Origin of the sequence: Paraburkholderia sp. RL17-380-BIE-A (assembly GCF_046028085.1) — a bacterium.
Classification (GTDB): domain Bacteria; phylum Pseudomonadota; class Gammaproteobacteria; order Burkholderiales; family Burkholderiaceae; genus Paraburkholderia.
On sequence record NZ_JARESQ010000007.1, the window covers coordinates 275,018 to 300,579 of the forward strand.

Below are 25,562 nucleotides of genomic sequence, written 5' to 3' on the forward strand. Positions count from 1 at the left end.
CCACTACCGCGCCCGCAAAAAAAAGACCGGGTGTCCAAGGAGAGCATCATGAACAGCAAGAAACTCATCATCGTAGCGACGCTCGCGGCCCTGGCACAGGCGGGATTCGCGCAAACAGAACCCAAAGTGGGCGTGACAAGTGCGCCCGGCAAGGTCTCCGTCACTGGGACGATCAAAACAACGTCGACGGTGGTCGGCATAGAGCCGGAAACCCGCACGGTCTGGTTAAAGGATGCGAAAGGCAAAGTCGTGCAACTCGTAGTGGGCGAGGAAGCGCATAATTTCGGCCAACTCAAGCTCGGCGACAGTGTTACAGCGGAATACTCTCAGGCATTAACCGTCACGCTGAAGAAAGGCAGTGCGCCACTCTCCGCCAATGAGAGTCAGAACATTACGCGCGCACCACTCGGTGCGAAGCCTGGTGGAACGGCAAGTCGCGAGGTGACGGTCATGGCGAACGTCACTGCCGTCAATCATCAAACTGGCGCGGTAACCCTGCGAGGACCGCAAGGCAATTCACTGGACCTGATCGTGCAGGACCCCGAGCAGCTCAAATTGATCAAGAAAGGCGATCAGGTGCAAGTGGTGTACAACGAGGCCGTTGCCATTTCTGTGGAGCCCGCAGTGGTCAAGTGATTGTCGGGATTCGGCCGCGACCCCGGCACCCCACGGTTGACCACGACCCGCGGACCTTCCCCTCCCTCCCCGCCCACCACGCGGTGCTCCCGTACTCGTGGAAGCTGCGCTACTCGAAAGCAAGCATGGTGGATTCTTCCGCGGCCTTGTTGCGGTCCACGTCGGCGAGCGCCAGAAGAAATCGGCATGGCGATTTTATCGTCCGGTATCTGGCTATCAACGGGCGTCGGACCAAAGTCTTATTGTGTGCGTTGCCTTTCACGCTCACATTGGTCGAAACGCAATCGTACCCAGATCAGGCTTGCCTGATTCGAAGACGACACGCGAACGATGCGTACCCATTCGCATGGCGCTTTCGCCGTCGCCCCTTCTATTGTCCCACCCAGCATGTTGCCGAGTGGCATGTCGGCCGTGCTTGTCGCCGGGTTGATGGTTGGCGTTGCGATAAGGATTCCTCACCCTCGAACATGGGGAGACACATGATGACCAAGGAAAAGACCGCATTCGGCGTTCACTCCGAAGTAGGCAGGTTGCGTAAAGTGATGGTTTGCTCTCCCGGGCTCGCGCATCAGCGACTCACACCCAGCAACTGCGACGAACTACTTTTCGACGACGTCATGTGGGTCAGCCAGGCCAAACGCGACCACTTCGACTTTGTCACGAAGATGCGCGAGCGCGGCGTCGATGTCGTCGAGATGCACAACATGTTGACAGAGACAGTGCACAACCCGGAAGCACTGAGCTGGATACTCGACCGCAAGATTCGCACGGACACGGTGGGCGTCAGCCTCGCACAGGAAGTGCGTCATTGGATCGAAGGGCTCGAACCGCGCCACATCGCGGAGTTCCTGATAGGCGGCGTGGTGGCCGAGGACGTGCCTGACACCGAGCACAGTGGCATTCTGAAGATGTACAGGCAATATCTGGGCTATTCGAGCTTCGTTCTGCCGCCTCTGCCGAACACTCTCTTCACGCGCGATACGACATGCTGGATCTACGGCGGCGTTTCGCTCAATCCCATGCATTGGCCTGCCCGTCGCCAGGAGACGCTGCTCACTTCCGCCATCTACAAGTTCCATCCTGACTTCGCCTCAGGAGACTTCCAGATATGGTATGGCGATCCCGATAAGGATCACGGGTCGGCCACGCTTGAAGGTGGCGACGTCATGCCGATCGGGAACCGTGCGGTTCTGGTCGGCATGGGCGAACGCACGACAAGGCAGGCTATCGGCGAACTGGCCCAGTCGCTTTTCAGTAAGGGCGTGGTCGACCGGGTCGTCGTTGCGGGCCTGCCAAAGTCACGCGCCGCGATGCACCTCGATACGGTGTTCAGCTTTTGCGACCGCGATCTCGTCACGATCTTCCCGGAAGTAGTCAACCAGATCGTTGCCTTCTCGGTACGCGCGGACGAATCGAGCACATCCGGGCTCACTATTCGCCGCGAAGAAAAGCCGTTCGTCGACGTAGTGGCGGAAGCGCTCGGCCTGCCTTGTTTGCGCGTGGTCGAGACCGGTGGAAACAGTTTTGCCGCGGAACGAGAACAGTGGGATGACGGCAATAATGTGGTCTGCATCGAGCCTGGCGTGGTGGTGGGGTACGACCGCAACACCTACACGAATACGCTCCTACGTAAAGCCGGCGTAGAAGTCATCACGATTGCGGCCAGTGAGTTGGGGCGCGGCCGGGGCGGCGGTCATTGCATGACATGCCCGATCAGCAGGGATGCGGTCGATTTTTGAATGGCACCCCAATGCCCGCCAGTCAATCCGACTACCTCCCGCCGAACTCATCTCTGACGGAGAAGCGACATGGCCTTTAATCTGCGAAACAGAAGTCTTCTTAGCCTCGTGCATCACACCAGCAGGGAGTTGCGGTATCTGATCGACCTCTCCAGAGACCTCAAGCGCGCGAAATACACGGGGACGGAACAACAGCATCTGAAAGGCGTCAACATCGCGCTGATCTTCGAAAAGAGCTCGACGCGCACTCGTTGCGCGTTCGAAGTCGCCGCCTATGATCAAGGTGCCAACGTCACTTATATTGATCCGAGTTCGTCGCAGATCGGGCATAAGGAAAGCATGAAGGACACTGCCCGGGTACTCGGGCGCATGTACGACGCTATCGAATATCGCGGCTTCAAACAGGAAATCGTCGACGAACTCGAGCAATATGCCGGCGTACCCGTGTTCAACGGTCTGACAGACGAGTATCACCCCACACAGATGCTGGCCGATGTGCTGACGATGAGGGAGAATACGGACAAGCCGCTCCCCGCCATCAGTTACGCGTACCTGGGGGACGCTCGCAATAATATGGGCAACTCGTTGCTCCTCATCGGCGCGAAGCTCGGCATGGACGTAAGGATCGGCGCGCCGAAAGCGCTTTGGCCACATGAGGATCACGTCGCAATGTGCCAGCAGTTTGCCGCGGAAACAGGAGCACGTCTAACGTTGACCGAAGATCCGAAGGTTGCTGTCAAGGGTGTCGATTTTGTGCATACCGACGTGTGGGTGTCGATGGGCGAACCCGTTGAAGCCTGGAAAGAGCGCATCCAGATGCTCCTGCCCTACCAGGTCAATATGGACATGATGAAAGCCTCCGGAAATCCTCAAGTCCGGTTCATGCATTGTCTTCCTGCGTTTCATAACAGTGAAACAAAGGTCGGCAAGCAGATCGCTGCCCAATATCCGAATCTCGCGAACGGCATCGAAGTCACGGAAGAGGTCTTCGAATCGCCGTTGAACATCGCATTCGAACAGGCAGAGAACCGGATGCATACGATTAAAGCTATTCTGGTCTCGACACTCGCGGACCTCTGATCCGGCGGGACTGAATTTCATCAACGGTCATGTCCAGGCAGGGACCGTCACTCGGGAGCGCATCATGCGGATAGTCGTTGCATTAGGTGGGAATGCGCTACTGCGCCGTGGCGAGCCTATGACCGCCGAAAATCAGCGAGCCAACGTACGAATTGCAGCCGAACAGATTGCCCAAATCGTACCGGACAACGAAATCGTCATCGCGCATGGCAATGGTCCTCAGGTCGGCCTGCTCGCGCTGCAAGGCGCGGCCTATAAAGATGTGGAGACATATCCGCTAGACGTTCTCGGCGCGCAAACCGAGGGCATGATCGGCTATATGATCGAACAGGAACTGGGCAATCTGCTGCCCTATGAAGTGCCTTTCGCCACGCTCCTGACGCAAGTCGAAGTCGATGCGGCCGATCCCGCATTTCAACATCCCACCAAACCCATCGGCCCCGTCTACACACAGGAAGAGGCCACACGTCTCGCCGCAGCGCGAAACTGGACGATCGCCCCTGACGGCGACAAGTTTCGCCGTGTGGTCGCAAGCCCGCGCCCCAAGCATATATTCGAAATACGGCCGATCAAATGGCTGTTGCAGCATGGCACGATCGTCATCTGTGCGGGTGGCGGGGGCATTCCCACCGTGTATGACGAGCACCACAAGCTGTCCGGGGTCGAGGCTGTCATCGACAAGGATCTGTGTTCAGCATTGCTCGCACAGGAACTCGACGCCGACATGTTGATCATTGCGACCGACGTCAACGCGGCCTACGTGGATTGGGACAAGCCAACCAGAAAAGCGATCTCGGTCGCCCATCCCGATGCGCTGGAAGAGCTGGGTTTCGCGGCGGGATCGATGGGTCCGAAGGTCATGGCTGCAATCGAGTTTGCCCGAAATACCGGCAAGGATGCAGTGATCGGCGCGCTGCCCGATATCGTTGCCATCACCGAACGCCGCGCGGGAACACGCATCAGTACTGGTGAGCGCGGAATTCAGTATTCCAGCTAGGCCGTAAAGGAAGGCGCACGATGGAACACCCGGCTCAATCGACCCGGCCGCCGGAATCCGGACGTCAGATGGTCCGACCCGCGGTCGACCTTGCCCGAATCGTGCTGGCTGTCAGCGCGCTTTTTCTGCTGGTCGGCGGTAGTCTGTACATCGTGCATCCCTTCGTGCCCGCCCTGATGTGGGCTACGACGATCGTCGTGACGACCTGGCCGCTCATGCTGAAGATCCAGCGGTACCTGCGCGGAAGCCGGGGGTTGGCCGTGACAGTGCTGCTGCTGCTCGAGATCGTCGTTATCTGCATACCGGCATACGGCGCTGTCTCCACGCTTGCCGACCATGCAGCAGACATCATGGCCTTTGTCAAAGCGCTGCCCAACTATGCGCTTCCGTCCCCGCCCCACTGGCTCGCCAGCCTGCCGCTGACAGGGAGTCTTGTGCGCGAGTGGCAATCGCTATCCGACGCGGGCCCCGGCGGCATGCTCGCAAAATTGCAGCCTTATGCGGCTGTCGCCGCCAGGTGGATGGTGATTCAAGTGGGCCTCGTTGGCTCGTTTGCCGTGCAACTGATCCTGCTGATCATCATTTGCGGACTGCTCTTTGCCAAAGGCGAATCGGCGGTGCAGCTCGTGACGGGCCTGGCCTTGCGTGTCTCGCCGGAAAACGGCGCCAACATCGTTCATCTCACGGGCCAGTCGATCCGCGCAATCGCCCTGGGTGTCGTGGTCACGGCAGTCGTTCAGGCTTCGCTCGGCGCGGCCGGCATCTGGATCGCGGGCATTCCGTTTGCCGGCGTGCTGAGCGCCCTACTGCTCCTGATGTGCCTCGTGCAGATCGGACCGCTTCTGCCGATGCTCGGCTGCGTCGCCTATCTGTTCATGCATGACGCTCGATTGCCGGCTATTTTGCTGCTCGTCTGGACCATTGGCGTTTCAGTGCTCGACAACATTCTGCGCCCCATCCTGATTCGCCGCGCAATAGCACTGCCAATGGTGCTTATCCTCACTGGTGTAATAGGCGGTCTGCTCGCCTTGGGACCGGTGGGCCTGTTCATCGGCCCGGTCATCCTCGCAGTGACTTATCATCTGCTCATAGCGTGGATCGAGGCTCCCCGAACTTTCGCCGCAGAGAATCCGGATGTCCAACCTCAGCCCCCTCAGCCAGTTGACAGTACGACGCACCCCGTTGCGGACGGGTGAGATGCGAGCGCCTCGTTCAGTCAGGCTGGACTGAGGCAATGCTCTCATTCTCGAGGAAATCTGCTCCGGTGAGCCGGATGCGTTCTCCACAACGCGGCCGCATTGCCCGGCTCACAGCCTCCCGTATCTTTACCTGGCCAAGCGCGAACGCCAGCAGCGTCTGCCTGTTCGAATGGTCGGCCGCGCCGAGCACTTCGCACGCCGTGTCGCGATCGAGAGAGAATGCACAATAGCCCCAGCCCAAAGCGTGTGCCGAAAAGCAAAGCGTATTTTCGTCGCTAAAGAGCGGGGAGCTGATCTGAATGATTGTCGTATCCATTGCGTTCATGATGGCACCGCCTTTGACGGTTGGATCACGCCATGATGTTGAGGCCCCCGTCGATATACAACGTTTCGCCGGATAGCCGCCGCGCGTACGGCGTCGCAAGAAATGCACAGGTGTAGCCCACATCCATGATGTCGACCACCTCGCCCAGAGGCGCACGCTGCACTGCCTCGTTCAACATGAGTTCGAAATCCTTGAGCCCGGACGCAGCGCGCGTTTTGAGAGGGCCGGGAGAGATAGTGTGTACGCGGATGCCCTTCGGCCCGAGTTCGTGCGCCAGATAACGCGTACAGGCTTCGAGGGCGGCTTTCACGGGACCCATCACGCTGTAGTTCGGCACCACTTTATTCGCACCGTAATAGCTCATCGTCAACAACGTACCGCCTTCTTTCATTAGCGGCGCGGCGAGGCGCGCCATTCGTACGAACGAATGGCAGGATATATCCATGGCGCTTAGAAAGCCCTCACACGAAGAATTCAACAACCCGCCATGCAGATCCGCCTTTGGCGCCCATGCGATGGCGTGCACGACAATGTCGAGTTGCCCCCACAGTTCGTCGATTTTCCCGAAGACTGCTTCGAGCTCGCCCTCCCGCGTCACGTCTAGCGGCATGAAGATCTGCGCATCGAGCGATTTGGCGAGCGGCTCCACGTAAGGCTTCGTCTTTTCATTCGCGTAAGTGATCGCAAGGCTGGCCCCAAGCTCGTGAAAAGCCTTCGCGCATCCATACGCAATCGAGTGTTCGTTAGCGATACCCGTGACTAGCGCTTTCGCATCTTTCAGGATCAAACGCGGTTGCTCGATCGGCATGATAAAACTCCTGGATAGGGCTCTTGGGTGCTGGCAAGCGTGACACTTCGCGTCGTGGAACTATGCTCATGATTTCAACGCGTGGACAGCCGCCTGCGTGTGACGGGCAATCATGAGTTCCTCGTTTGTGGCAACAACCCAAACCGCCACCTTGCTCGACGGAAGGCTGATCAGCGGACCGCCCCTCTGATTCGCCACGTTATCGAGCTCGGCTCCCAGCCACGCCGCGTCCATCACAACACGCTCGCGAATCGTGGCCGCGTGCTCGCCGATTCCGGCAGTAAACACCAGCCCGTCGATGCCCTTCATCGCCGCAGCAAGGCTGCCGATTTCGCGCGCAATCCGGTAGACGTACACATCCAGCGCAAAACGGGCGCGCGGCTCAGCGCTATTCAGCAACACACGCATGTCGCTCGACACGGCCGACATGCCGAGTAAGCCTGACTGTTTGTAGATCAGATCCTCGATGGCCCGCGCATCCATCTTCAGTTCATCGAGCAGATAGAGAATCACGCCCGGGTCGAGGCTTCCGCAACGCGTTCCCATCGGCAGGCCGTCTACCGCCGTGAATCCCATCGTACTGGCTACGCTCTTGCCACCAACCATCGCACACAGGCTTGCGCCATTGCCGAGATGCGCGACGATGGTCCGGCCAGCCGCAGCCGCCGGCGAAATCTCCGGCAACACGCTTGCGATGTATTCGTACGACAGCCCGTGAAATCCATACCGCCGCACGCCCCGCTCCGTAATGGCCACAGGCAGCGCGTAGGCGCGCGAAGTCTCGCTCTGCGTGTGGTGAAATGCCGTGTCGAAGCACGCAACCTGCGTAACGTCCGGACGCAACTGCGAGATGATCCGGATAGGCTTCAAGTTATGCGGTTGATGCAGCGGCGCAAGTGGAGCGAGCTTCTCGAGTTCGTCGACAATAGCCGGTGTCGCCACAACGGCATCGGAAAATCGCTGGCCGCCATGCACGACCCGATGACCGACCGCCGTCAGGCGATGCCCGTCGCCATGGCTGCGCAGAAACGCGGAGAGATACTCAATCGCGCCCAGATGGCCGAGTTCGTAGCCCGCACCCCATTCCTTGCTACCGGCTTCACCATGCCGATCCGTCGCGCTGAAACGCGGGACCGTGTACAGCGCTTCGATCTGGCCGCGCAAAACGAGGTCGAGGTCGGTCGTTCCCGCATCGAATGCGGAGAATTTCAGGCTTGAAGAGCCGGCATTCAATACGAGGATCACGTCGGCCATGGCGTCACCCGACAATCTTGCCGGCCTCACGCCGGGCCTTGGCGACAAGCGCCGCGACCGCGCACGAGGCAAGACGTGTCGTCACGGAGTCCGCGCGACTCGTCAGAATGATCGGCACGCGCGCGCCAAGCACAATACCCGCTGCATCCGCGCCGGCAAGAAAGGACAGGCTTTTGGCGAGCATGTTTCCCGCCTCCAGGTCCGGCACCATCAGCAGGTTGGCGCGTCCGGCAACCGGTGAGTCGATCTGCTTGATTCGTGCAGCTTCGAGGTTGATTGCATTGTCGAGCGCGAGCGGACCGTCAACCAGTGCGCCAGTAATTTGCTGGCGATCCACCATTTTGCAAAGTGCGGCGGCTTCGACAGTGGACGGCACTTTCGGATTGACGGTCTCGGTCGCGGACAGAATCGCCGCACGCACTTCCGGAAACTGCAACGCGTGTCCCAGATCGATCGCGTTCTGCAGGATGTCGACCTTCTCTTCGAGCGACGGCGTGATATTCACCGCGGCGTCGGTAATGATCAGCGCTTCGTCATATTGCGGCACGTCCATGATGAAACAATGACTGATGCGCCGCGCCGTTCGCAGTCCGGTATCCCGCTTAACGACTTCCGCCATCAACTCGTCCGTGTGCAGACTGCCTTTCATCAGTGCCTCGGCCTTGCCTTCGCGCACGAGCTGAACCGCCGCGGCAGCCGCCGCGTGGCTAAACGGCGCATCGATGATCGGATAGGCGGATATATCAATGCCATGCTCAGCGGCAAGCGACTCGATGCGTGCGCGTGGCCCGACGAGCAACGGCGCAATCAGGCCCATCTTTGCTGCCTCGACGGCTCCTTCGAGTGAACTGCGATCGCATGGATGCACGACGGCTGTCGGCAAAGCCGGCAAATTTTTGCAGTACTCGATCAGACGCTGATACTTCGCATGCTGGGCTTCCATCGGCTTTCCTATCGTCGGTTCTGCTGTGGCGTGCGGGCTCATCGGCGCACCCGGTCGGGCACCGCAACCGGACGCTTGCGTTCGGGGCGCGGCATGAGTACCGAGCGGATGCGTTCGAGGGCCGACCGTTGCGCGTCGGTAGGCGCTGAATTCAGTACGCGCTCGTCCGCGACGAGTTTGTCGATCAACTCTAGAAAGCGGCTTCTGTCCTCGTCATGTGCGAGTAGAGTCGGCAGCGTGGCGATCGCCTGATCGGGTTCGTAGCTGGCGATAATTTCCTGCTCGCCCCGAATGCGCCGCCACTGGTCGGCAGCAATGTCGGGAAGATAGTCAGCGTAGCTCTCAGCCAATTCCTTGCGCATCTCCAGGCGGGCCAGCGGTAAGGGCTCACCCTTGCGCGCAAGAAGAAAAGCCGCGCGGGCCAGCGCCTCGGTGTAGCCACCCTCCCCGATCGCCTGAAGCGCTGTGCGCACAAACGGCAGATCACGAGGATCGGGCGGGACCGAATCCGTGCGGTTCGCATGCGGATTGCGGTCGGCGAGATAGATCGAGTAGAGATTCGCGTAGATGCCGAAAAACGTTGCCTCGGTCGCGGCATCGCGCATTGCCCGGTAATAGTCGAGCGAGGCGCTCACGATGTCGGACCCGGTTTTCTCGGCCTGATGCCACGGGTTTTCTGGATCAACCGGTTGGCGGTTTTCCTTGACCGCCTTGGCGGCAGGATGCAGCCAGCCGAGCCAGGGGTTCATGTCGGACAGTGCCCAACGCTGGAAACGAAGCGGATGAAACTCGCGCAGCATGCGGGCCGTCGTCTCGTTGCTCAAAGACTGCACGATGGGTTGGGTGAAGAGTTCGTACGCCCGCTGATTGAAGTCTGACAGAGCGGCAACCGCTTCGAACGGTTTCTCGTCCACGCGCTCGAAACGGTTGAAATGCGCGGCGATCTCTTCGAGCCGATGTTCGCTGAATTCGACTTCGTATCCGGTTTCCCCCGAATCGCTCTTTACTTCCTTGATCGACATGCCGTATAGGCCCGGCGGGAACGTCTCGATCGTTTCCAGAACGGAAACGATCTGCGTATGTTCCTTTCTTGCGACTTTGCCGGATACAAAGATGCCGAGGTGACCGATGTCCTGATGCATGAGACCAACGATCACCTGCCCGCGCGACTTGATTTCTTCCGTACTCTTATAAATATCGGCGACCCAATTGAACGCCTGTTGAGGTGGCGTGATGTTGTCGCCCATCGAAGCGAACAGAATGATCGGCGAGCGGATCTCGCGCAAATCGAATGGCTTCCCGCCACTGCTGCTCACTTCGCCAGACCACAGCTTGTTGCCGACGAAGAGATTGCGCGTGATCCACTCAATTTCCTCGCGATTCATCAGGTAGTAGCTGCCCCACCAGCGCTCGAACTCCAGAAAACGAGGCGGCTCCGTATCGATGTTCGAGAACAGATGGTAATACTTGTCCCATAGCGAATTGGCGGGGTTCAGGTTTTCGAAGTTCTGGACCAGATGGGCTCCGTCGAACTTGCCGTCGCCGAGATCCGCCGCATACGACGCGAGCCACGAACCGCCGAGGATCCCGCCCGCGTACCGCATTGGATTGTCGCTCTCACCTTCGCTCCACGCGCCGCTCCAGTACGACATCGGCGCCCCGTTGATAACGACGGGTCCGGTTTCGTCGGGATCGGAACTGGCCAGCATCATCGCGGCCCAGCCGCCCTGGCAGTTGCCGATGATAGCCGGCTTCGGGCCTGATGGATGCCGCGCACGCACCTTCCTCACGAACTGCTGCTCTGCCGTGCAGACATCGAGCAGTGTCTGACCAGGTTCGGGATCACGAAAGAACACCACGAAATACACAGGATGTCCCGCGCGAAGCGCCACCCCGGCTTGCGAATCGTCCTTGAAGCCACCGATGCCCGGGCCATGTCCCGCGCGGGGATCGATGATGAGATAAGGGCGCTTGTTCGCGTCCACCACCACGCCTTCCGGCGGGCGAAGCTGGAGTAGCGCATAGTTCACGGGCCGCTCGAATTGCCGCCCGTCGAGAATGACGTCGTAGTCGAAATGCAGCACGGGGGTCGGCCCTTGCGCGCTTCGCTCCACGAACTCGGTGCCGCGCTCGACCAGAACGTCCCAAAACAGCAACGAGCGCTGCGCAACGTCGATCGCGTACTGCCATGCCTGCAATGGGTCGAATGGCGCAGCCACTGTATGTGCGGCATGCTTGACGGCACGATCGCCGTTAAACGCATCGCGCACACGTTGAGTCAACCGTTCCTGTGCGCCGTGTGTGCGCTTCTGCAACACGCGAGTAATCTTCGTGGCGATATCCTGACTGCGGGACAACTGTGCTCCTGCATCCATTGCGCAACCCTCGGAAAGGAACAAGAAATGATCACCAGCGGGAGACGGCAGCCACGTTCTTCATACCTGCACGCACGCTTTGAGTAGCGTAGCGTCCAGCATGCAACGTTCGCTAGACGGGGTGCGCGCAGCGCACCAGCCCGACCCGAAATCGTTTCATGGTATGGCCCGTGGCTATCGCATGAAATCGGACCAAAGTCTTATTCCTGTGTCATCAGGCGACCGGTACGCTGCGTACATCGTGCCCTCTTCTACACTTTAAATTTTGCGGCCAGCCAGGTTGCCTATGGCCGCCTGCCCAAGCCGACCATGAGGCATCGTCCATGCCGTTGGGCTCTCATGCGCACTGCCGCAGCCGGATTTCTGTTTCCGGTCGGCGTGGCGTGTGCTCAAGAACTCGAACCGCGCACCTATTCTCCGTCTCCAGTCGGCACGCATTTTCTGGTCTCATCCTGGTCGCATCTGTCTGGCGACGTCCTGACGGATTCGTCCTTACCCATCTCGGGGGTACGTGCACAGTTCAATCTGTGGTCACTCGCCTATGTGTCGACGTTTGGCTTTCTCGGGCACACGGCATCGCTGGGGATAGCGCTGCCGTTCGCGCGCGGGAACGTCAGCGGAGATGTTCTCGATTCGGCAACAGAAGTCCATCGTTCTGGCCTGGGCGATATGCGGCTGCGCTTCGCCTTCAATCTGTTCGGCAATCCGCCGTTGCCTCCGGATGCGTTTGCCGCGCATGAATCCGCAACCGCGGTCGGGACCAGCTTGACGATCATCGCGCCCACGGGACAATACGTTGGGTCACGATTAGTCAACATCGGAACCAACCGATGGTCATTCAAGCCGGAGTTCGGCGTGTCGCAGACTCTTGGCAAGTGGTTCGTCGATGGGTCTGCGGGGGTATGGTTCTTTACGAGCAACAATGAGTTCTTTAACGGTGCGCAGCGAACTCAGGCCCCACTGATGACTTTTCAATTGCACGGCGGCTACACGTTCCGCCCCGGGTTCTGGCTTGCCGGCGACCTCGGATACACCAGTGGCGGCCGGACCTCGACCAACGACGTGGAAGCGGAAGATCGACAGGCCAACGTGCGATACGGTGTGACGGTGTCCGCACCGATTGCGCGCGGATGGTCCACCAAGCTCGCGTTATCGCATGGTCTTGTGACCCGTGCAGGTGGCGACTTTACGTCCGTTACCCTGACGCTGCAGTATCGATGGTTCGACCGATAACTCCATCTCGCCACTGCAGCCACGTTTGCTTCCGCTCGCAAGGCCGAAAAAAACGTGGCTTCAGATAAGCTCTTTAAGCCTCGCGCGCCCTGAGAAATCTGAAGAACTCCACACCTTCCTGCAAGCGCCGTTTCATCATCTCCCAACTCACCAGCATCTCGCGGACAATTTCCCAGATCTTTGCCGGTCTGAAGTAGAAGCGTTTATAGAATTCCTCGACGCCACGATAGATCTCTTCGCGCGACAAGTGCGGATAGCCGATTGCTGAAACCTGGACCCCCGTGGAACTGACGAGGTTGATGACCTTGCTCTCTTGCAGCCAGCCATTCTCGATTGCTTGCTTGTGAAGGCTCGTACCCGGATAGGGCGCCGCAAGCGACACCTGGATCGTGTGCGGATTAATCTCTTTCGCGTATTGGATGGTTTTCTGGATCGTCTCGCGCGTTTCACCCGGCAGCCCCAGAATGAAGGTGCCGTGGATCTTGATGCCGAGCTTACGGCAATCTTCAGTGAAGCGCCGTGCCATATCGGTTCGCAGGCCTTTTTTGACATTCACGAGAATCTGGTCGTCGCCTGATTCGTAGCCGACAAGCAGGAGCCGCAGGCCATTCTCCTTCATCACCTTGAGGGTGGAATAAGGCACATTCGCTTTCGCGTTGCACGACCACGTCACACCTAACTTGCCAAGACCACGGGCGATTTCCTCGGCTCTCGGTTTCAGATCGGTAAACGTGTCGTCGTCGAACATGATCTCCTTGATTTCGGGCATGTTGTCCCTGATCCATTTCACTTCTTCAAGAACATTCTCGACCGACCGCGTGCGATAGCGATGACCTCCGACCGTTTGCGGCCAGAGGCAAAAGGTGCACCTCGATTTGCAACCTCGCCCCGTATAGATGGAAACATACGGATGCTTGAGGTAGCCACTGAAATAATTCTCTGTCTTGAGGTCGCGCTTGTAGATGGGCGCAACGAATGGCAACTCGTCCATATCTTCAAGAATGGGCCGGGCTTCGTTGTGCATGATTGCGCCGTCGGGCAGACGGTAGCTCAGGCCGAGAATCGACTCGAACGGAAGACCCTGCGCAATGTCGCGACACGTGAAGTCGAATTCCTCGCGGCACACGAAGTCGATAGCGTCGCATGCCGTAAGCGATCCATGCGGATCGACGGCGACTTTCGCGCCAACCATCCCGACCCGTATCGTGGGCTTGCGCTTCTTTAAGTGCTCTGCGAATTGCGCGTCGCTCGGAAACGAAGGTGTGCTCGTATGAATGATGACGAGGTCACACTCTTGAGCAATATCTAGCGACGCCTCCAGCGACAGGCCATCTGCTTGCGCATCCAGAACGCGGCTATTCTCGATCAGCGCGGCGGGCTGGGCGAGCCACGTCGGATACCAGAATGAACGGATCTCGCGCTTCGTCTGGAAACGCGACCCTGCTCCACCATCGAAGCCATCGAATGAAGGTGCCTGCAAAAACAGTGTTTTCATAGATGCTCTCGAAGAAAATGGCCTGCATGCGCGGAATCCATCACCCGCCGAAACTCGCTGGGCGTCGGCAACGCACGGGAAGTTGATTCATGCACTCAACGTTGAGTGGGTCGCTGCAATAGATGGCATTGACGCTACCCTCCCCACAGCGGAATGCGCAGACAGCAAGCGCAGACAGCAAGAATAGATAGAACCATCATCGCCCCATCGAACCGAATGGGACTGAAATAGCAGAGCGGAATGGCCGCTGTCGCCATGAAACGAAGGGACGTTCAAGAATACTACGAATCTCGCGCTCGACAGGAAGGGTTTTTTTCGCCTAGTCTAGTTAGGGATGCCGTGAGATGACGTTACCCGTTGGCGAACTGTAAGCACTGCGGGTTGCTATGACCGCCAGGCAAATTAACCACCCCGGGTGGGTGACGTTCAGCGCCGGCCTGCCGCCATCTGCGTCCCGGGACGTGTGCGGCGTTCTTGTCATCGCGTGACGCTGGAATGAAAGTCGGCGCAAAAAAAAGAGCAACAACAGCTTTCGGCAAAAGGCGACAAACCCCCTATACTTCCGAACATCAACGAATAAGACGTTCCGCCTTCGACGATCCTCTGCACGGGGAACCTATGTTTCTCATCGGGCTTGCGCTTCTGTGCGCCATGGGTGCCGCGCTGGGGATTGTGTATACGCTGCTCGCCGGCGCATTAATGGGGCGTTTCTTTTCCCGTACGACATCGCAGCCCACCTGCTTTCCGCCCGTCACGATCGTCAAACCGCTGCACGGTGACGAGTGGTCCTTGCTTGGCAACCTGTCGAGCTTCTGCGAGCAGGACTATCCAGGCCCGGTGCACTTCCTGTTCGGCGTGCACGACGCGGAAGATCCAGCGTTGCAAACGGTCGAACAACTGCGTCTGCTATACCCCAGAGCACATATCACCGTCGTGGCTGATGCGCGACTCTATGGTCCCAATCGAAAGATGAGCAACATTCTCAACATGTTGCCCGAGGCGCGGCATGATGTGCTGGTGTTCGCGGACAGCGACGTGAGCGTGAGCAGCGGTTATCTGCGCAATGTGATCGGCGAGTTGCAGAAGCCTGGCGTGGGCCTCGTCACCTGCATCTATCGCGGACAGCCCGATCCGGGTTTCTGGCCTCGCCTGTCGGCCATGGCGACCAATTACCAGTTCCTGCCCAGCGTCGTCACGGGTCTTGCGCTTGGCCTCGCGCGTCCGTGCTTTGGGCAGACGATTGCAATGCGGCGCGCAACGCTCGAGAAGATCGGTGGCTTTGCCAAGTTCGTGCATCACCTGGCGGAGGACCATGCGATCGGCGAAGCGGTGCGCATGACTGGCGAGAAGGTGGTGATTCCGCCGTTCACGGTGTCTCACGCCTGCGGCGAGACCAGCGCCGCCAAGCTGATTGCGCACGAATTGCGCTGGAGCCGAACCATCCGGACAATCGATCCACTCGGCCATCTGGGCTCAGCGCTGATTCATCCATTCGCCTTTGCCCTGTTGGCCGTGCTGCTTTCCGGAGGCGCCGCCTGGGCCTGGCTGCTTGCGGCGCTCGCGCTGCTCGCGCGGCAAGCGTTGAAAGTCCTGTCGGACCGCTCGCTGGGGCAGCCACTTCGCGGCCTGTGGCTTCTGCCGTTCTGGGACATCGTGTCCTTTTCGATCTTCCTGGCGAGTTTTCTGTCGACGCGGGTCAACTGGCGCGGCTTCAGTTTCAAGGTAGATGGCAACGGCCTGTTATCGCCGGTCAGGACAGGTGACGGTAGTGCGAATTCAAGTGGCAGGTTGCGCGACTTCGAAGCTGCGGGCCCGGAAACAGCAAAGTATCCTAACGCTGTCGATGAAGCTATCTGATAAGGATAACTATCCTCGATTTTACAAATAGCCAGTGACCAACAAAATGAATGTTGATTACGGTTTTGCGTCAGCCAGCCCATTCACCGATAACACGCTGGATCTTTCGTCGCGTTGCCCTGGACACAATTCACGCGTCAAGGCGGTCGGCGCCGCGTCGTCCCTTCGAGCGTAACGGATCCACGTGACAGCAGCGCGCGCCCCACTCCGTTCATCGAGCCGCGGCGCAACGCTCCATGAAAGCGAGACTGCCAGACGCGATCACCTTTAGCGGAGGCTTTCATGCTTAACCGACTTGCATTTCTGATCATGGCTTACACGGGGTTGGTGCTCGCGGGCTGCACCCCACCGCATCAACAGGTAGCCGCTGGCGCAGATCAGTCCGAACTTGTTGCACGCCTCGGCCCGCCGAAGGAAACGTACGATCTACCAAACGGCGGCAAGCGGCTGATGTGGCCGACCCAGCCCATGGGAACGACGACGACGGCAGCGGACATCGACGCTTCAGGCAAAGTGCTCGGTGTCCGGCAAGTACTTCGAGACAATGAGTTCCATCGTGCCGAAGTGGGAAAGTGGACCCGGGACGACGTGTTAGTCAACTTCGGCCGCCCTTTCGAAACCTCCTACTTCAAGCGCGTGAGCCGGGAAGTCTGGTCCTACCGGTACATGGAGAACAACATCGATCATTTGATATACAACTTCTATTTCGACGATCAGGGCGTCCTGCGGCAAACGCAGCGATCACCCGATCCCCAATTCGATCCCAGCCAGCGCAATCGGTTCTAATCACATCGAGCAGGCAATGCCTTCATCTCCCCCGTAAGCAATGGAGCCGGCCGGCTTCGAACTTTAGCGCCGGCGGCAGTTGAGCTTGAGGGAAAGCCAGACCATCGACGTGCCTTGATCAAACGGCAGACGGGCGCTTCGTCGCGCGTAGGAATCACGCGCAACTGCAGGACGGGTAGAAGTGAGCGAGAGCAGCCGTCTTCGAGCTCACGCTTGACTAACGCAGCTTACATGCCGCCAAACGGTTTCTTGACTGTCAGCTTGTTGCTCACCGACGTCACGCCTGGGACGCTTCTCGCGATCGCCTCGGCCTTGGCGATCTGGGCAGTCTCCGCAACTGTGCCGTTCAGTGTCACCGCGCCGTCCTTCGTGGTGACACTGATGTCTCCGGCGTTGATCTCCTTGTATTTGCCGATGGCGGCGTACACCTTCCGGCGCAGCGCGCGATCAGCTTTCCTCCCCGTGGGTGCGGCCGCACCCGATGCCGCCTGCGCCGACGAGCCTTGCGCAACAGCTGGTGCGCTGGCTACCTGCGCGGTCTGGGACCACGCGCTCATGGACACCGCAGCGCCCAACGCGGCGATCGTCAATCCGAGTGCCTTGGTTTTCTTCATGGTTCTGCTCCGTTTGATAGGGGTGGCGGGATCAGAAGGTATGGCGGATGCCAACCATCGCCGCTGTGGTCGAGACGCCGGGCGCGACCGGTGTGCCATAGACGATCGTCTGGTTCATCGTTCCCTTGTTGTCCACATAGCCGACCTGCGCGTAAGCCCTCGTCGCCTTCGACAAGCTGTATTCCGCGCCCACGGCGATCTCGCTCGAGTGATTCGCCGAATTGTTTCGATCCTTCAGATAGTAGTAGCCGGACGTCACCTTGAAGACCGGATTGAACTGGTAGCCAAGGCCGCCCGAAATCATCTCGAAGTCGTAGGTGGTGCTCTTCGCCGGATTCTTGCCGACGCTGTACGAGGCGGATAACGAGAATCCGCTGATCGTGTACATCGCGCCGAAATAATAGAAGCGGTTATTGGCGAGGCCTGTCGCCGGAACGGCCGGACCCGTCGGGTAATTGGCCGGGTATGGATTGGTGTCGTGCCCGTTGTAGTACACCGCGGCCAGATTCAGACCGTAGTTCGAATACTTGAGCACGGCCGACTCTCGCGTGCCGCCCTGGAACTGACCTGCGTTGCCTCCCGGCGCGAACTCGAGCGCGAGCGACGCGCCATAGAATTTCGGCGACGAGTAGACCAGCGCGTTACTGTCATACAGCGCACCGATCGGAGCGTTCGTGCTGGTGCCGGGCCAGCCGGCCGCCTGATTCATGCCCAGCCAGGCGGTCAGGATGCTGCCAAAGTACTGCGCGCCGCGCACGTCCGTTTCCGACATCGCGTAGATCATCGGGATGATCTGCCGGCCGGCGTCGAACGTGCCGAACGGTCCCGTTGCTCCAATCGTCGCAAACTGGTTGAAGAGCGCGGTCGTCCCCGGCGTGTCGGACAGCCCGAACTTGCCGTTGGTGGTGTTGAACGTGCCTTGCAGCTTGAACGTGATTTTGTATCCGCCGCCGATGTCTTCGCTTCCCTTCAGCCCCCAGAAGCTGGAGTAAATGCCGCCGTCCTTGAGTTGATAAACATGCCCCAGGTTACGCGCGTTCGGCTGAAACGATGCGGCTGAGGTGCTCTGATACAGCAGTCCGGCGTCGAGTACGCCGTAAAGCGTGACCGACGACTGGGCATGAGCGGCCGCTGAAAAAACTATCAGCACTGCCAGGCTGCTTGACTTGAATTTCATTGTGTCTCCTCCAGGTGTGGCGCGCGCCGGGTGGCCCCGACTGCTTATGGCTTGTTGCTTGAATGAAGCTGGGTTGTCACCGCGTCGGATACCGGTGCGTGTCGCGCTGCGGCATCGCATGCCGGCGCCTGCACGGTACTGATGAGCGGATCCTCGAGACAAACGAGCAGCTTTCCGTCGGTGGCACGCACCGGAAAGGTCGTCAGGCTCAACCCGCCTGCGCCTGGCATGCGGCCGGTGCGCAGGTCGAAACGCAAACCGTGCGCCGGGCAACTCAGCACGCATCCGTCGAGACGCCCGCTCGCGAGCGAAGCGCTGTTGTGGGGGCACGCGTTGTCGATGGCGTGGACCGTGCCAGCGATGTTAAACAGGACAATGCTGCGGCCATCGACGAAGGCCAGTTTTCGCTGGCCTGGCGCGAGTTCATCCACCGCACCAACCGGTATCTGACGTGACATTGCCTGTTCCTTTAGCTTTGGACTACTGACACCATGGCGCTTAAAAACGCCTTGGGGATAGTGGATTCCGGTTATTCAAGTTCTTTGATCAACGTCTCCGCCATCGGCCACTCGCCAAATCCCGCAGCCGGATTCAGGTGACCGACTTCGCCAAGGTCGACGAGGCGACTGCCCCAGTTGCTCGCCATCGCTTCGACACGTTCGAACTGCGCAAGCGGGTCGTTGCGGCTCGCACCGACAATGCTCGGGAACGGCAGCGGCTTTCGTGGAATAGGCAGCCAGCCGTTCTGAGCGATCGCATCGAAGGCCGGATAGCCTGCCGGCAGCGGCGTCTCAAGGTCGGCCGGTGCGGCAAGCAGTGCGCCGTGAATCTTGCGGCTGTGTTGCCGGGCCCAATGCACGGTGATCATCACGCCCGCGCTGTGGGCGACCAGGATCACCGGGCCATCGACTTTCGCGAGGGCAGCATCGAGCGCGGCGACGCGTGCCGCGCAACTGAGCTTGTCTTGCTCGAGCGGCGGCACCGAGGCTACCTTGGGCAGCCTGCGCTCCAGCAGTGTTTGCCAATGCTCGGCGACGTGGTCGCGCAGGCCCGGCACCATAAGGATGGTTGGTGTCATATCGTCTTATCGAAAATCATGAAGCGGTCCCCTGTCGATCAGCGTTAGCGCGAAGCACTATCCCCAATCTCATGCAGGACGGTTGCTGCCCGATCAGTACGGCTTGTCGCCGACAATTCCGGCGCGCTCCATCTTGCGGTGACACGGCGGGTAGTCCATCACTGCATAGTGCTGCGTGCTGCGGTTGTCCCAGATCGCGATGCTGTTAGGTTTCCAGCGCCAGCGGACTTGATACTCGGGAATGCAGGCCTGGCTGATCAGGTAGCGCAGCAGGTCACCCGCGCCCGGGTTAGCGTCCTGCCCGAAACGCACGCGCGCCGGCGTGTGGTAATTGGTGAAATGGGTGGCGAACGCGTTCACGAACAACACCTTCTCGCCGGTCTCCGGATGCGTGCGAACAACGGGATGCTCCGCGTCCGGAAATTGCGCCTTAAGCGCGAGACGTTTTTCGATCGGCATTACGGCACCAAAGCTCGCCTCGATGCTGTGGCGGGCGCGCAAATCCGCAATCTGGGTTTTGATGTGATCGGGCAGGTTCTCGTAGGCGAGGACCATGTTTGCCCACATCGTGTCGCCGCCGACCGGCGGACACTCCACGCAGCGCAGGACAGCGCCGAACTGCGGCGCCTCGCGCCAGGTGGCGTCCGCATGCCACGCGTTTTCATAGCGGTCGTTAGGCTGATCCGGGTTCTTGTAAATGCGCACGAGGCCCGGATGCTCCGGATCGCTGCCGGCAACGGGATGATCCTCCAGTTCGCCGAAACGCCGCGCAAACGCAACATGCTCGGCGCGCGAGATGTCCTGATCGCGCAGGAACAGCACCCGGTGTTGGAGCAGTGCCGCGCGGATCTCGGCGAACAGACCGTCGTCGTGAATGGCGTCGGCAAGATTCACGCCGATCAGTTCGGCGCCGATGCTGTACGTCAATTGGTCGACTTGCATGGCGTTTTCCTCAGATGACGAAGACTGACGAGCCGGTCGTCTTGCGCGACTCGAGGTCGCGATGAGCCTGCGCTGCGTCTTCCAGCGCGTACCGCTGGTTGAGTTCGATCTTGATGCGTCCGGCGGCGACATGCCCGAAGAGTTCGCCGGCGAGTTCGTCCTTCTCGGCGGGATCGGCGATATAGTCCGCCAGCGCGGGCCGCGTCAGGTAGAGCGAGCCCTTCATGGCCAGAATCTGCGGATTGAACGGCGGGATCGGCCCGGAGGCTGTCCCGACGCAGACCATCAGACCACGGCGCCTGAGCGAATCGAGCGACGCGTCGAAGGTCTCCTTGCCGACGCTGTCGAACACGACGTCCACGCCGACGCCGTTGGTCAATTCGCGCACGCGTTTCGCGACGTCCTCACGGCCGTAGTAGACGATGTGGTCGCAGCCATGAGCGCGGGCCACTTCACCCTTGGCCTCGTTCGAAACGGTGCCAATCACCGTGAGACCCAGCAGCTTCGCCCATTGCGACACGATCAGGCCGACACCGCCGGCGGCAGCATGCAGCAGGATGGTGTCACCCGCCTTGAAATCGTGAATGCGGCGCATCAGGTAAGACGAGGTCAGGCCTCGCATCGTCATGCCGGCAGCGGTTTCGCAGGAAATCGCATCCGGCAGATTGATGAGTGGCGCCGCCGGGACGAGGCGTTCAGTGCTGTAGGCACCGAGCGTGTTGAGAAAGCCGGTATAGGTGACGCGATCGCCGACGGCGACGTTGGTCACGTCCGGGCCGATTGCCTCGACCACGCCCGCGGCCTCGACACCCATGCCTGCAGGCAGCGGCACGGGGTACAGGCCGGAGCGAAAGTAGGTGTCGGCGAAATTCAGGCCCACTGCTTCATGGCGCAGGCGAACCTGTCCGGGGCCGGGGTTGCCCACTTCAACGTTTTCGTAGCGCAACACTTCCGGACCACCGGTTTCATGGAAACGCACTGCCTTGGCCATATCGAATCTCCTATCCTTTACTCGAACTGCAAATTTATTTGGCCTGTAATGGGTCTGCCCATCCTGCTTTCGGGCGCACCTGCCAGGTACTAAAGTACGCGGGTAATCGTGGGCTCAGCGCCCGGCCTGTTCGCGCAGTGCACTTACGCGATCGAGGTCGACGCCATAGCTTCGCTTGCCGATGAAGAAGGCGGCCGCCGCGACGAGCGGTGCAAACGGCACGAGTTGCAGCGCGCCGATCAGCCCGATCCGGTCAGCCACGATGCCCGTCAGGACGGCAGCGGGCGCGAGCCCCAGCAGGTTGTTCGCAAGCGTCAGGGTGGCAAACGCTGATGCGTGGATCGACGGCGGAGTGAGGTTCGCCACCATCGCACCCGAGGGGCCCGTAGCGCCCGCACTGAAGAACATGCCGACGCCGATAAGGACAAGCTGCGCCGGGCCCGCAGGCATCCGGAAACCGATCGTGAGCATTACGAAGCAGATCAGGCAGAAGGCGACGGCCGTGCTCCACTTCTTTTCGCGTTCATGCGAGCTGAGCCGGTCGGCCAGCATTCCGCACACCACCATGCCGAAAGCGGTTGCCAGTACGAACACTGCCGCGCTCATCGCCGCTTTGCCGGTGGACATGCCGTAATAGCGGTTCAGGAAGCTGGGCATCCACGCCCACACGGCTGCCGGCACCAGCAGATGGATACCGCTGCCGACGTAGGCGCACACGACTGACTTCGTCGAAAAGAGCCCTTTCATCAGCGCCCGGAAGCTCATGCATACACCGTGGCTCTGCACTGGTCTGCTCACGCCCGCCGGCTGCAGTCGAGCCAGCTTCTTTTCAGTGACGGCAAAACGGTAGAGCACCAGCAACACGATCCCGAGGGCCGCCATTGCGCCGAACGCCGCGCGCCAGCCGAGATGAGCCGCGACCGCGCCGCCGAGCGCCATGCCCAGCACTGAACCGAATGCCCCTCCGGCCATGAACGCGGCGGTGAGCGTGGAGCGCAACCGAGCCGGAAAGATACTGAGGACAACCGCGATGCCCACACTGCCATAGGCGGCTTCACCGATACCGACGAAGGCACGCGCGAGCAGCATTTCGTTATAGTTCGTCGAGAGCGCACAGCCGAGCGTCGCGAGGCTCCACATCGCCGCCATCAGGACAATGCTTTTCACGCGGCCCCAGCGGTCGGCGAGCACCGACAGCGGAAAGGTCAGCACGCCGACCATCAACGCGACCACACTGCTCAGCGAGCCCAGCCGGGTGTCGGAAAGATTCCACGTGGCCTTGAGCATTGGAAACACCGCATTCAACACCTGCCGCGACATGTAGTCGGAGAGCAGCAACCCGACCGTCAAGGCAAATACCACCCACGCATACGCGCGCACGCCATGTTGCGTCGTCGATACATCGGCCGTCGTGGGCTCAGCATGCGTGAACATGAGTCGTCTCCTTCGTGTCCAGCTCGTTGGCGGCCGCCTTTTCCCTGTCGGGCAAAAGGGGCCTTTATGGATACCGTGCAACCCTCCCCGGCATACCGGGGATCCCTGCCTTTGAGGAAGCTAGCCTGCGCTGCTTTGGCCGGAACCCGACCTCCGCGAAGCGTCAGCCGCGCTCCGTCCTTTACGCCGCGCGCAGCGGCAGGTTTTTCACACCGGCCTCGCGATTCGGCGCCATGCCGTTGGCCGCAAGCGTCTCGCCGACCGTTTCGTATTGCACACCGATGCGGTAGATGTCGCGCGCTTCCTTGCCGGAAGCGATCTCGCGGCCCAGTTCGCGCGCCACGCGCACGCACTGCTCGATCTGCTGCACCGAGGTCATCCGGTTGCCGTGCTGGTCGATGATCGTGTCTTCGATGCCGCAGCGAGGATGCAGGCCCATGGCCAGCGCCATCATGTTGAACGGCAACACGTTCTTGAGCAGCGATTCGGCCGTGAGCGTGCAGCCGTCCGGCGCACGATGCACGAAGTTGAAGAAGTTAAACGGGTTCGGGCCGTCGAAGCCCCCGCCGATACCGATCCACGTCAGGTTGAGCGGACCCTTGTAGGCACCTTTGCGCACGAGGCGCTCAAGTGTCTCGAGCGCATGGATGCCCGTCAGCTGGAAATGCGGCTGAATGCCCGAAGCCTGCAGCCGGCGCAGGTGCTCCTCGACCCATGCGGGTCCGGCAGGAACCGTCATTTCGCTATAAGCGGCCATGAGCGCGGGATTGGACAACGAGGTGCCCTCCAGGTACGCCGGATAGAGCAACTCCATGATGTTCATCTGCGTGGTGTTGATCGCCACCGTCACCTGATCCGGCCTCGGGTCGAGATCGGCCAGCATGTGACGTGTGTCGTCGGAGAGCCACTTCGCGGCCTGACCGTCGTCTTCCGGCGCGAACGAGATCGAGCCCCCGACCTGGATGATCATGTCCGGCACGGCCGCGCGGACACCCGCGATGAGTTCGTTGAATTTCGACAGGCGCTTGGAGCCCTTGCCATCCAGTTCACGCACATGCAGGTGCAGGACAGTCGCGCCCGCGTTGTAGCAATCGACGGCCTTCTGGATCTGCTCGGCCATCGTCACCGGAATGTCTTCCGGAAAGTCCTCGGGCATCCATTCCGGGCCGTAGGGAGCGGTCGTGATGACAACCTTGTCCTGGTTCTCGGGGTGCAGCGAATCGTCGAGGAATTGCATCGTGTTCTCCAATAGGGTGACGGTATTCCGACGCGTGCGACAAGGCCCGTCGCATCAAAACTGGTCGGAACATGATGAACCGTTGAGATCGCACGATACGGCAATCCTGCGCTACACTTTTATGATTGGGCGCCATCCTTTTAGTATTTCATGCCACTGCGCGTTAACACCGAGATGCGCGCACCGTAGGCATTTCATTACCAGACACAGCGGCGGCGCTTGCGAGACGGGTGCGGAGACAAAGGGATGGAAACGATGTTGCGCTCGGTAGCCATGAGCGGCTATTTCGACGTGACGCGGCGGGTCGGACTGAATCCGGTCGAGCTTGCACAGCAGGTCGGGATCGATACCGCGGCGCTTGCCAATCCGGACGATCGCATCCCGGCAGCCGCCGCGTGCCGGCTGCTGGAGCTGACGGCCGAAAAGGCCGCATGCCCGACTTTCGCGCTGCAAATGGCCGAGACCCGGCAGAAGTTCGGTACGGGTGTCGTCAATCTCCTGCTCGCGCACAAGCGCACGCTGCGCGAAGTGCTGCTGGCCACCGTCGAATACCGGCATCTGTTGAACGAAGCCTTGGCTCTGTACGTCGAGGACGTGGGGGACACCGTCACCATCCGCGAAGACCTGGTCGTCGAACCGGGCACGCCAACGAATCAGGCGATCGAACTCGCGGTCGGCATTCTCTGGCGCCACTCCAGCGCCCTGCTCGGCGATCACTGGAAACCGCGCTCGGTCCATTTTGTTCATCAGGGACCGAAAGACCTGACGTTTCATCGACGCTTCTTCGGCTGTCCGTTGGAGTTCGGCAGCGATTTCAACGGCTTCGTGTGTGCGGCCGCCGATCTCGACTACCCGAATCCCGCCGCTGACCCGGAACTGGTGCGATATGCCGAGAGCCTCGCGGATTCACTGAACGTGGCGGGTGTCGATTCGACCGCGCTGGAAGTGCGCAAGGCGATCTATTTGTTGCTGCCCATCGAGCAGGCCAGCGTCGAACTGGTTGCCCGGCATTTGCACTTGAGCGTACGGACGATGCAGCGCCAACTGGAATTGGCCCATACCAGCTTCTCGCGCCTAGTCGAGGAAGTCAGGGGTGAACTTGCCGTGCGCTATATGAGCAACCCGCGTTATCCCATCGGGCGGGTTTCCGCATTGCTGGGCTATTCGCAGCAGGGTTCGTTTACGAACTGGTTCAATTCACGCTTTGGCGTGACGCCGCGCGATTGGCGCAACAGCCATTTGAAATGATCGCGGACTTGTGTGCGGACTTGTTTCAGAAGCGCGCGAGCGATGCCTGGACGATCGAGCATGCGCAAGCACTTCTGGCGCATGCGGCGGGCAAGAAAATACGGCGGATTTACC

22 protein-coding genes and 1 pseudogene are annotated in these 25,562 nt (G+C 60.1%); 9 read left to right on the plus strand and 14 right to left on the minus strand.

Going from position 1 to position 25,562, the window contains the following annotated elements; genetic code table 11:
- The first annotated feature begins 48 nt into the window (after window positions 1–48).
- The 5 genes from P0D68_RS14690 (at window position 49) to ydiK (ending at window position 5,648) form a co-directional block, all read left to right on the plus strand.
- Window positions 49–636: a hypothetical protein gene (locus tag P0D68_RS14690; RefSeq protein WP_408185276.1), complete on the plus strand. Its 588-nt coding sequence runs from the start codon at window positions 49–51 to the stop codon at window positions 634–636.
- A 482-nt stretch (window positions 637–1,118) separates the two neighbouring features.
- Window positions 1,119–2,375, plus strand: coding sequence for an arginine deiminase (arcA, locus tag P0D68_RS14695; protein ID WP_408297004.1), 1,257 nt, complete (start codon window positions 1,119–1,121; stop codon window positions 2,373–2,375).
- Window positions 2,376–2,444: 69 nt separating this feature from the next.
- Window positions 2,445–3,455, plus strand: a complete 1,011-nt coding sequence (locus P0D68_RS14700; RefSeq protein ID WP_408185277.1) for an ornithine carbamoyltransferase — start codon at window positions 2,445–2,447, stop codon at window positions 3,453–3,455.
- 64 nt (window positions 3,456–3,519) lie between these two features.
- On the plus strand, window positions 3,520–4,452 hold the full coding sequence (arcC, locus tag P0D68_RS14705) for a carbamate kinase (RefSeq protein ID WP_408296646.1): 933 nt from the start codon (window positions 3,520–3,522) through the stop codon (window positions 4,450–4,452).
- Window positions 4,453–4,472: 20 nt separating this feature from the next.
- Window positions 4,473–5,648 carry an AI-2E family transporter YdiK gene (gene ydiK, locus P0D68_RS14710; RefSeq protein ID WP_408185278.1) on the plus strand — a complete coding sequence of 392 codons (1,176 nt, stop codon included), beginning with the start codon at window positions 4,473–4,475 and terminating at the stop codon, window positions 5,646–5,648.
- 16 nt (window positions 5,649–5,664) lie between these two features.
- Here the strand turns inward: ydiK and P0D68_RS14715 are convergent, their stop codons facing one another.
- The 5 genes from P0D68_RS14715 to P0D68_RS14735 all read right to left on the minus strand — a co-directional run bounded on the left by P0D68_RS14715 (window position 5,665) and on the right by P0D68_RS14735 (window position 11,356).
- Window positions 5,665–5,976, minus strand: a complete 312-nt coding sequence (locus tag P0D68_RS14715; RefSeq protein WP_408296643.1) for a hypothetical protein — start codon at window positions 5,974–5,976, stop codon at window positions 5,665–5,667.
- Between the two features lie 25 nt (window positions 5,977–6,001).
- Window positions 6,002–6,784: an enoyl-ACP reductase FabI gene (gene fabI / locus P0D68_RS14720; RefSeq protein ID WP_408296640.1), complete on the minus strand. Its 783-nt coding sequence runs from the start codon at window positions 6,782–6,784 to the stop codon at window positions 6,002–6,004.
- A gap of 66 nt (window positions 6,785–6,850) precedes the next feature.
- Window positions 6,851–8,038, minus strand: coding sequence for an acetate/propionate family kinase (locus tag P0D68_RS14725; RefSeq protein ID WP_408296637.1), 1,188 nt, complete (start codon window positions 8,036–8,038; stop codon window positions 6,851–6,853).
- A gap of 4 nt (window positions 8,039–8,042) precedes the next feature.
- Window positions 8,043–8,981 carry a phosphate acetyltransferase gene (locus P0D68_RS14730; protein WP_408296634.1) on the minus strand — a complete coding sequence of 313 codons (939 nt, stop codon included), beginning with the start codon at window positions 8,979–8,981 and terminating at the stop codon, window positions 8,043–8,045.
- Between the two features lie 38 nt (window positions 8,982–9,019).
- Window positions 9,020–11,356, minus strand: a complete 2,337-nt coding sequence (locus tag P0D68_RS14735; RefSeq protein ID WP_408296631.1) for a DUF3141 domain-containing protein — start codon at window positions 11,354–11,356, stop codon at window positions 9,020–9,022.
- Between the two features lie 339 nt (window positions 11,357–11,695).
- Between P0D68_RS14735 and P0D68_RS14740 the strand changes: the two genes are divergently transcribed.
- The gene (locus P0D68_RS14740) at window positions 11,696–12,589 is read left to right on the plus strand and encodes a transporter (protein ID WP_408185283.1); all 894 of its coding nucleotides are present in this window, start codon (window positions 11,696–11,698) and stop codon (window positions 12,587–12,589) included.
- 73 nt (window positions 12,590–12,662) lie between these two features.
- On the opposite strand, the gene hpnJ is transcribed toward P0D68_RS14740, so the two are convergent.
- Window positions 12,663–14,084 (minus strand): hopanoid biosynthesis associated radical SAM protein HpnJ, encoded by a 1,422-nt coding sequence (gene hpnJ, locus P0D68_RS14745; protein ID WP_091795503.1) that lies wholly within the window; start codon window positions 14,082–14,084, stop codon window positions 12,663–12,665.
- Between the two features lie 618 nt (window positions 14,085–14,702).
- Between hpnJ and hpnI the strand changes: the two are divergent.
- Window positions 14,703–15,833 (plus strand): annotated as a pseudogene (gene hpnI / locus P0D68_RS14750) (bacteriohopanetetrol glucosamine biosynthesis glycosyltransferase HpnI); the annotation flags it as partial.
- A 390-nt stretch (window positions 15,834–16,223) separates the two neighbouring features.
- Complete coding sequence (locus tag P0D68_RS14755; protein ID WP_408185284.1) at window positions 16,224–16,727, plus strand: hypothetical protein; 504 nt, start codon at window positions 16,224–16,226, stop codon at window positions 16,725–16,727.
- Between the two features lie 227 nt (window positions 16,728–16,954).
- Here P0D68_RS14755 and P0D68_RS14760 read toward each other — a convergent pair whose 3' ends face one another.
- The 8 genes from P0D68_RS14760 to P0D68_RS14795 all read right to left on the minus strand — a co-directional run bounded on the left by P0D68_RS14760 (window position 16,955) and on the right by P0D68_RS14795 (window position 24,200).
- Entirely contained in the window at window positions 16,955–17,341 is a 387-nt protein-coding gene (locus P0D68_RS14760; protein WP_408185285.1) for a BON domain-containing protein, read from the minus strand.
- A gap of 31 nt (window positions 17,342–17,372) precedes the next feature.
- Window positions 17,373–18,518: a porin gene (locus P0D68_RS14765; RefSeq protein ID WP_408296624.1), complete on the minus strand. Its 1,146-nt coding sequence runs from the start codon at window positions 18,516–18,518 to the stop codon at window positions 17,373–17,375.
- Between the two features lie 44 nt (window positions 18,519–18,562).
- A complete protein-coding gene (locus P0D68_RS14770) occupies window positions 18,563–18,976 on the minus strand; it encodes a Rieske (2Fe-2S) protein (protein ID WP_091795517.1) in 414 nt (137 codons plus the stop codon).
- A 71-nt stretch (window positions 18,977–19,047) separates the two neighbouring features.
- Complete coding sequence (locus P0D68_RS14775; protein ID WP_091795520.1) at window positions 19,048–19,596, minus strand: RBBP9/YdeN family alpha/beta hydrolase; 549 nt, start codon at window positions 19,594–19,596, stop codon at window positions 19,048–19,050.
- 93 nt (window positions 19,597–19,689) lie between these two features.
- Window positions 19,690–20,538, minus strand: a complete 849-nt coding sequence (locus P0D68_RS14780) for a TauD/TfdA dioxygenase family protein (RefSeq protein ID WP_091795523.1) — start codon at window positions 20,536–20,538, stop codon at window positions 19,690–19,692.
- 10 nt (window positions 20,539–20,548) lie between these two features.
- The gene (locus P0D68_RS14785) at window positions 20,549–21,529 is read right to left on the minus strand and encodes a quinone oxidoreductase family protein (protein WP_091795526.1); all 981 of its coding nucleotides are present in this window, start codon (window positions 21,527–21,529) and stop codon (window positions 20,549–20,551) included.
- A 114-nt stretch (window positions 21,530–21,643) separates the two neighbouring features.
- A complete protein-coding gene (locus tag P0D68_RS14790; RefSeq protein WP_408296619.1) occupies window positions 21,644–22,963 on the minus strand; it encodes an MFS transporter in 1,320 nt (439 codons plus the stop codon).
- 181 nt (window positions 22,964–23,144) lie between these two features.
- Window positions 23,145–24,200, minus strand: coding sequence for a beta-keto acid cleavage family enzyme (locus P0D68_RS14795; protein ID WP_408296616.1), 1,056 nt, complete (start codon window positions 24,198–24,200; stop codon window positions 23,145–23,147).
- Between the two features lie 246 nt (window positions 24,201–24,446).
- Here P0D68_RS14795 and P0D68_RS14800 point away from each other — a divergent pair, with 246 nt between their 5' ends.
- Window positions 24,447–25,448 carry an AraC family transcriptional regulator gene (locus P0D68_RS14800; protein WP_408296613.1) on the plus strand — a complete coding sequence of 334 codons (1,002 nt, stop codon included), beginning with the start codon at window positions 24,447–24,449 and terminating at the stop codon, window positions 25,446–25,448.
- The last annotated feature ends 114 nt before the right edge of the window (window positions 25,449–25,562 follow it).

What these genes read in the sequence shown, in the direction of transcription:
- P0D68_RS14785 (WP_091795526.1), bottom strand. Translation starts at nt 21,529, where the DNA reads ATGGCCAAGGCAGTGCGTTTCCATGAAACCGGTGGTCCGGAAGTGTTG.
- P0D68_RS14790 (WP_408296619.1), bottom strand. Translation starts at nt 22,963, where the DNA reads ATGTTCACGCATGCTGAGCCCACGACGGCCGATGTATCGACGACGCAA.
- P0D68_RS14775 (WP_091795520.1), bottom strand. Translation starts at nt 19,596, where the DNA reads ATGACACCAACCATCCTTATGGTGCCGGGCCTGCGCGACCACGTCGCC.
- P0D68_RS14725 (WP_408296637.1), bottom strand. Translation starts at nt 8,038, where the DNA reads ATGGCCGACGTGATCCTCGTATTGAATGCCGGCTCTTCAAGCCTGAAA.
- P0D68_RS14755 (WP_408185284.1), top strand. Translation starts at nt 16,224, where the DNA reads ATGCTTAACCGACTTGCATTTCTGATCATGGCTTACACGGGGTTGGTG.
- P0D68_RS14730 (WP_408296634.1), bottom strand. Translation starts at nt 8,981, where the DNA reads ATGGAAGCCCAGCATGCGAAGTATCAGCGTCTGATCGAGTACTGCAAA.
- P0D68_RS14770 (WP_091795517.1), bottom strand. Translation starts at nt 18,976, where the DNA reads ATGTCACGTCAGATACCGGTTGGTGCGGTGGATGAACTCGCGCCAGGC.
- P0D68_RS14760 (WP_408185285.1), bottom strand. Translation starts at nt 17,341, where the DNA reads ATGAAGAAAACCAAGGCACTCGGATTGACGATCGCCGCGTTGGGCGCT.
- P0D68_RS14715 (WP_408296643.1), bottom strand. Translation starts at nt 5,976, where the DNA reads ATGAACGCAATGGATACGACAATCATTCAGATCAGCTCCCCGCTCTTT.
- ydiK (WP_408185278.1), top strand. Translation starts at nt 4,473, where the DNA reads ATGGAACACCCGGCTCAATCGACCCGGCCGCCGGAATCCGGACGTCAG.
- P0D68_RS14740 (WP_408185283.1), top strand. Translation starts at nt 11,696, where the DNA reads ATGCGCACTGCCGCAGCCGGATTTCTGTTTCCGGTCGGCGTGGCGTGT.
- P0D68_RS14800 (WP_408296613.1), top strand. Translation starts at nt 24,447, where the DNA reads ATGGAAACGATGTTGCGCTCGGTAGCCATGAGCGGCTATTTCGACGTG.
- P0D68_RS14700 (WP_408185277.1), top strand. Translation starts at nt 2,445, where the DNA reads ATGGCCTTTAATCTGCGAAACAGAAGTCTTCTTAGCCTCGTGCATCAC.
- arcA (WP_408297004.1), top strand. Translation starts at nt 1,119, where the DNA reads ATGACCAAGGAAAAGACCGCATTCGGCGTTCACTCCGAAGTAGGCAGG.
- P0D68_RS14795 (WP_408296616.1), bottom strand. Translation starts at nt 24,200, where the DNA reads ATGCAATTCCTCGACGATTCGCTGCACCCCGAGAACCAGGACAAGGTT.
- P0D68_RS14765 (WP_408296624.1), bottom strand. Translation starts at nt 18,518, where the DNA reads ATGAAATTCAAGTCAAGCAGCCTGGCAGTGCTGATAGTTTTTTCAGCG.
- P0D68_RS14690 (WP_408185276.1), top strand. Translation starts at nt 49, where the DNA reads ATGAACAGCAAGAAACTCATCATCGTAGCGACGCTCGCGGCCCTGGCA.
- fabI (WP_408296640.1), bottom strand. Translation starts at nt 6,784, where the DNA reads ATGCCGATCGAGCAACCGCGTTTGATCCTGAAAGATGCGAAAGCGCTA.
- hpnJ (WP_091795503.1), bottom strand. Translation starts at nt 14,084, where the DNA reads ATGAAAACACTGTTTTTGCAGGCACCTTCATTCGATGGCTTCGATGGT.
- P0D68_RS14780 (WP_091795523.1), bottom strand. Translation starts at nt 20,538, where the DNA reads ATGCAAGTCGACCAATTGACGTACAGCATCGGCGCCGAACTGATCGGC.
- P0D68_RS14735 (WP_408296631.1), bottom strand. Translation starts at nt 11,356, where the DNA reads ATGGATGCAGGAGCACAGTTGTCCCGCAGTCAGGATATCGCCACGAAG.
- arcC (WP_408296646.1), top strand. Translation starts at nt 3,520, where the DNA reads ATGCGGATAGTCGTTGCATTAGGTGGGAATGCGCTACTGCGCCGTGGC.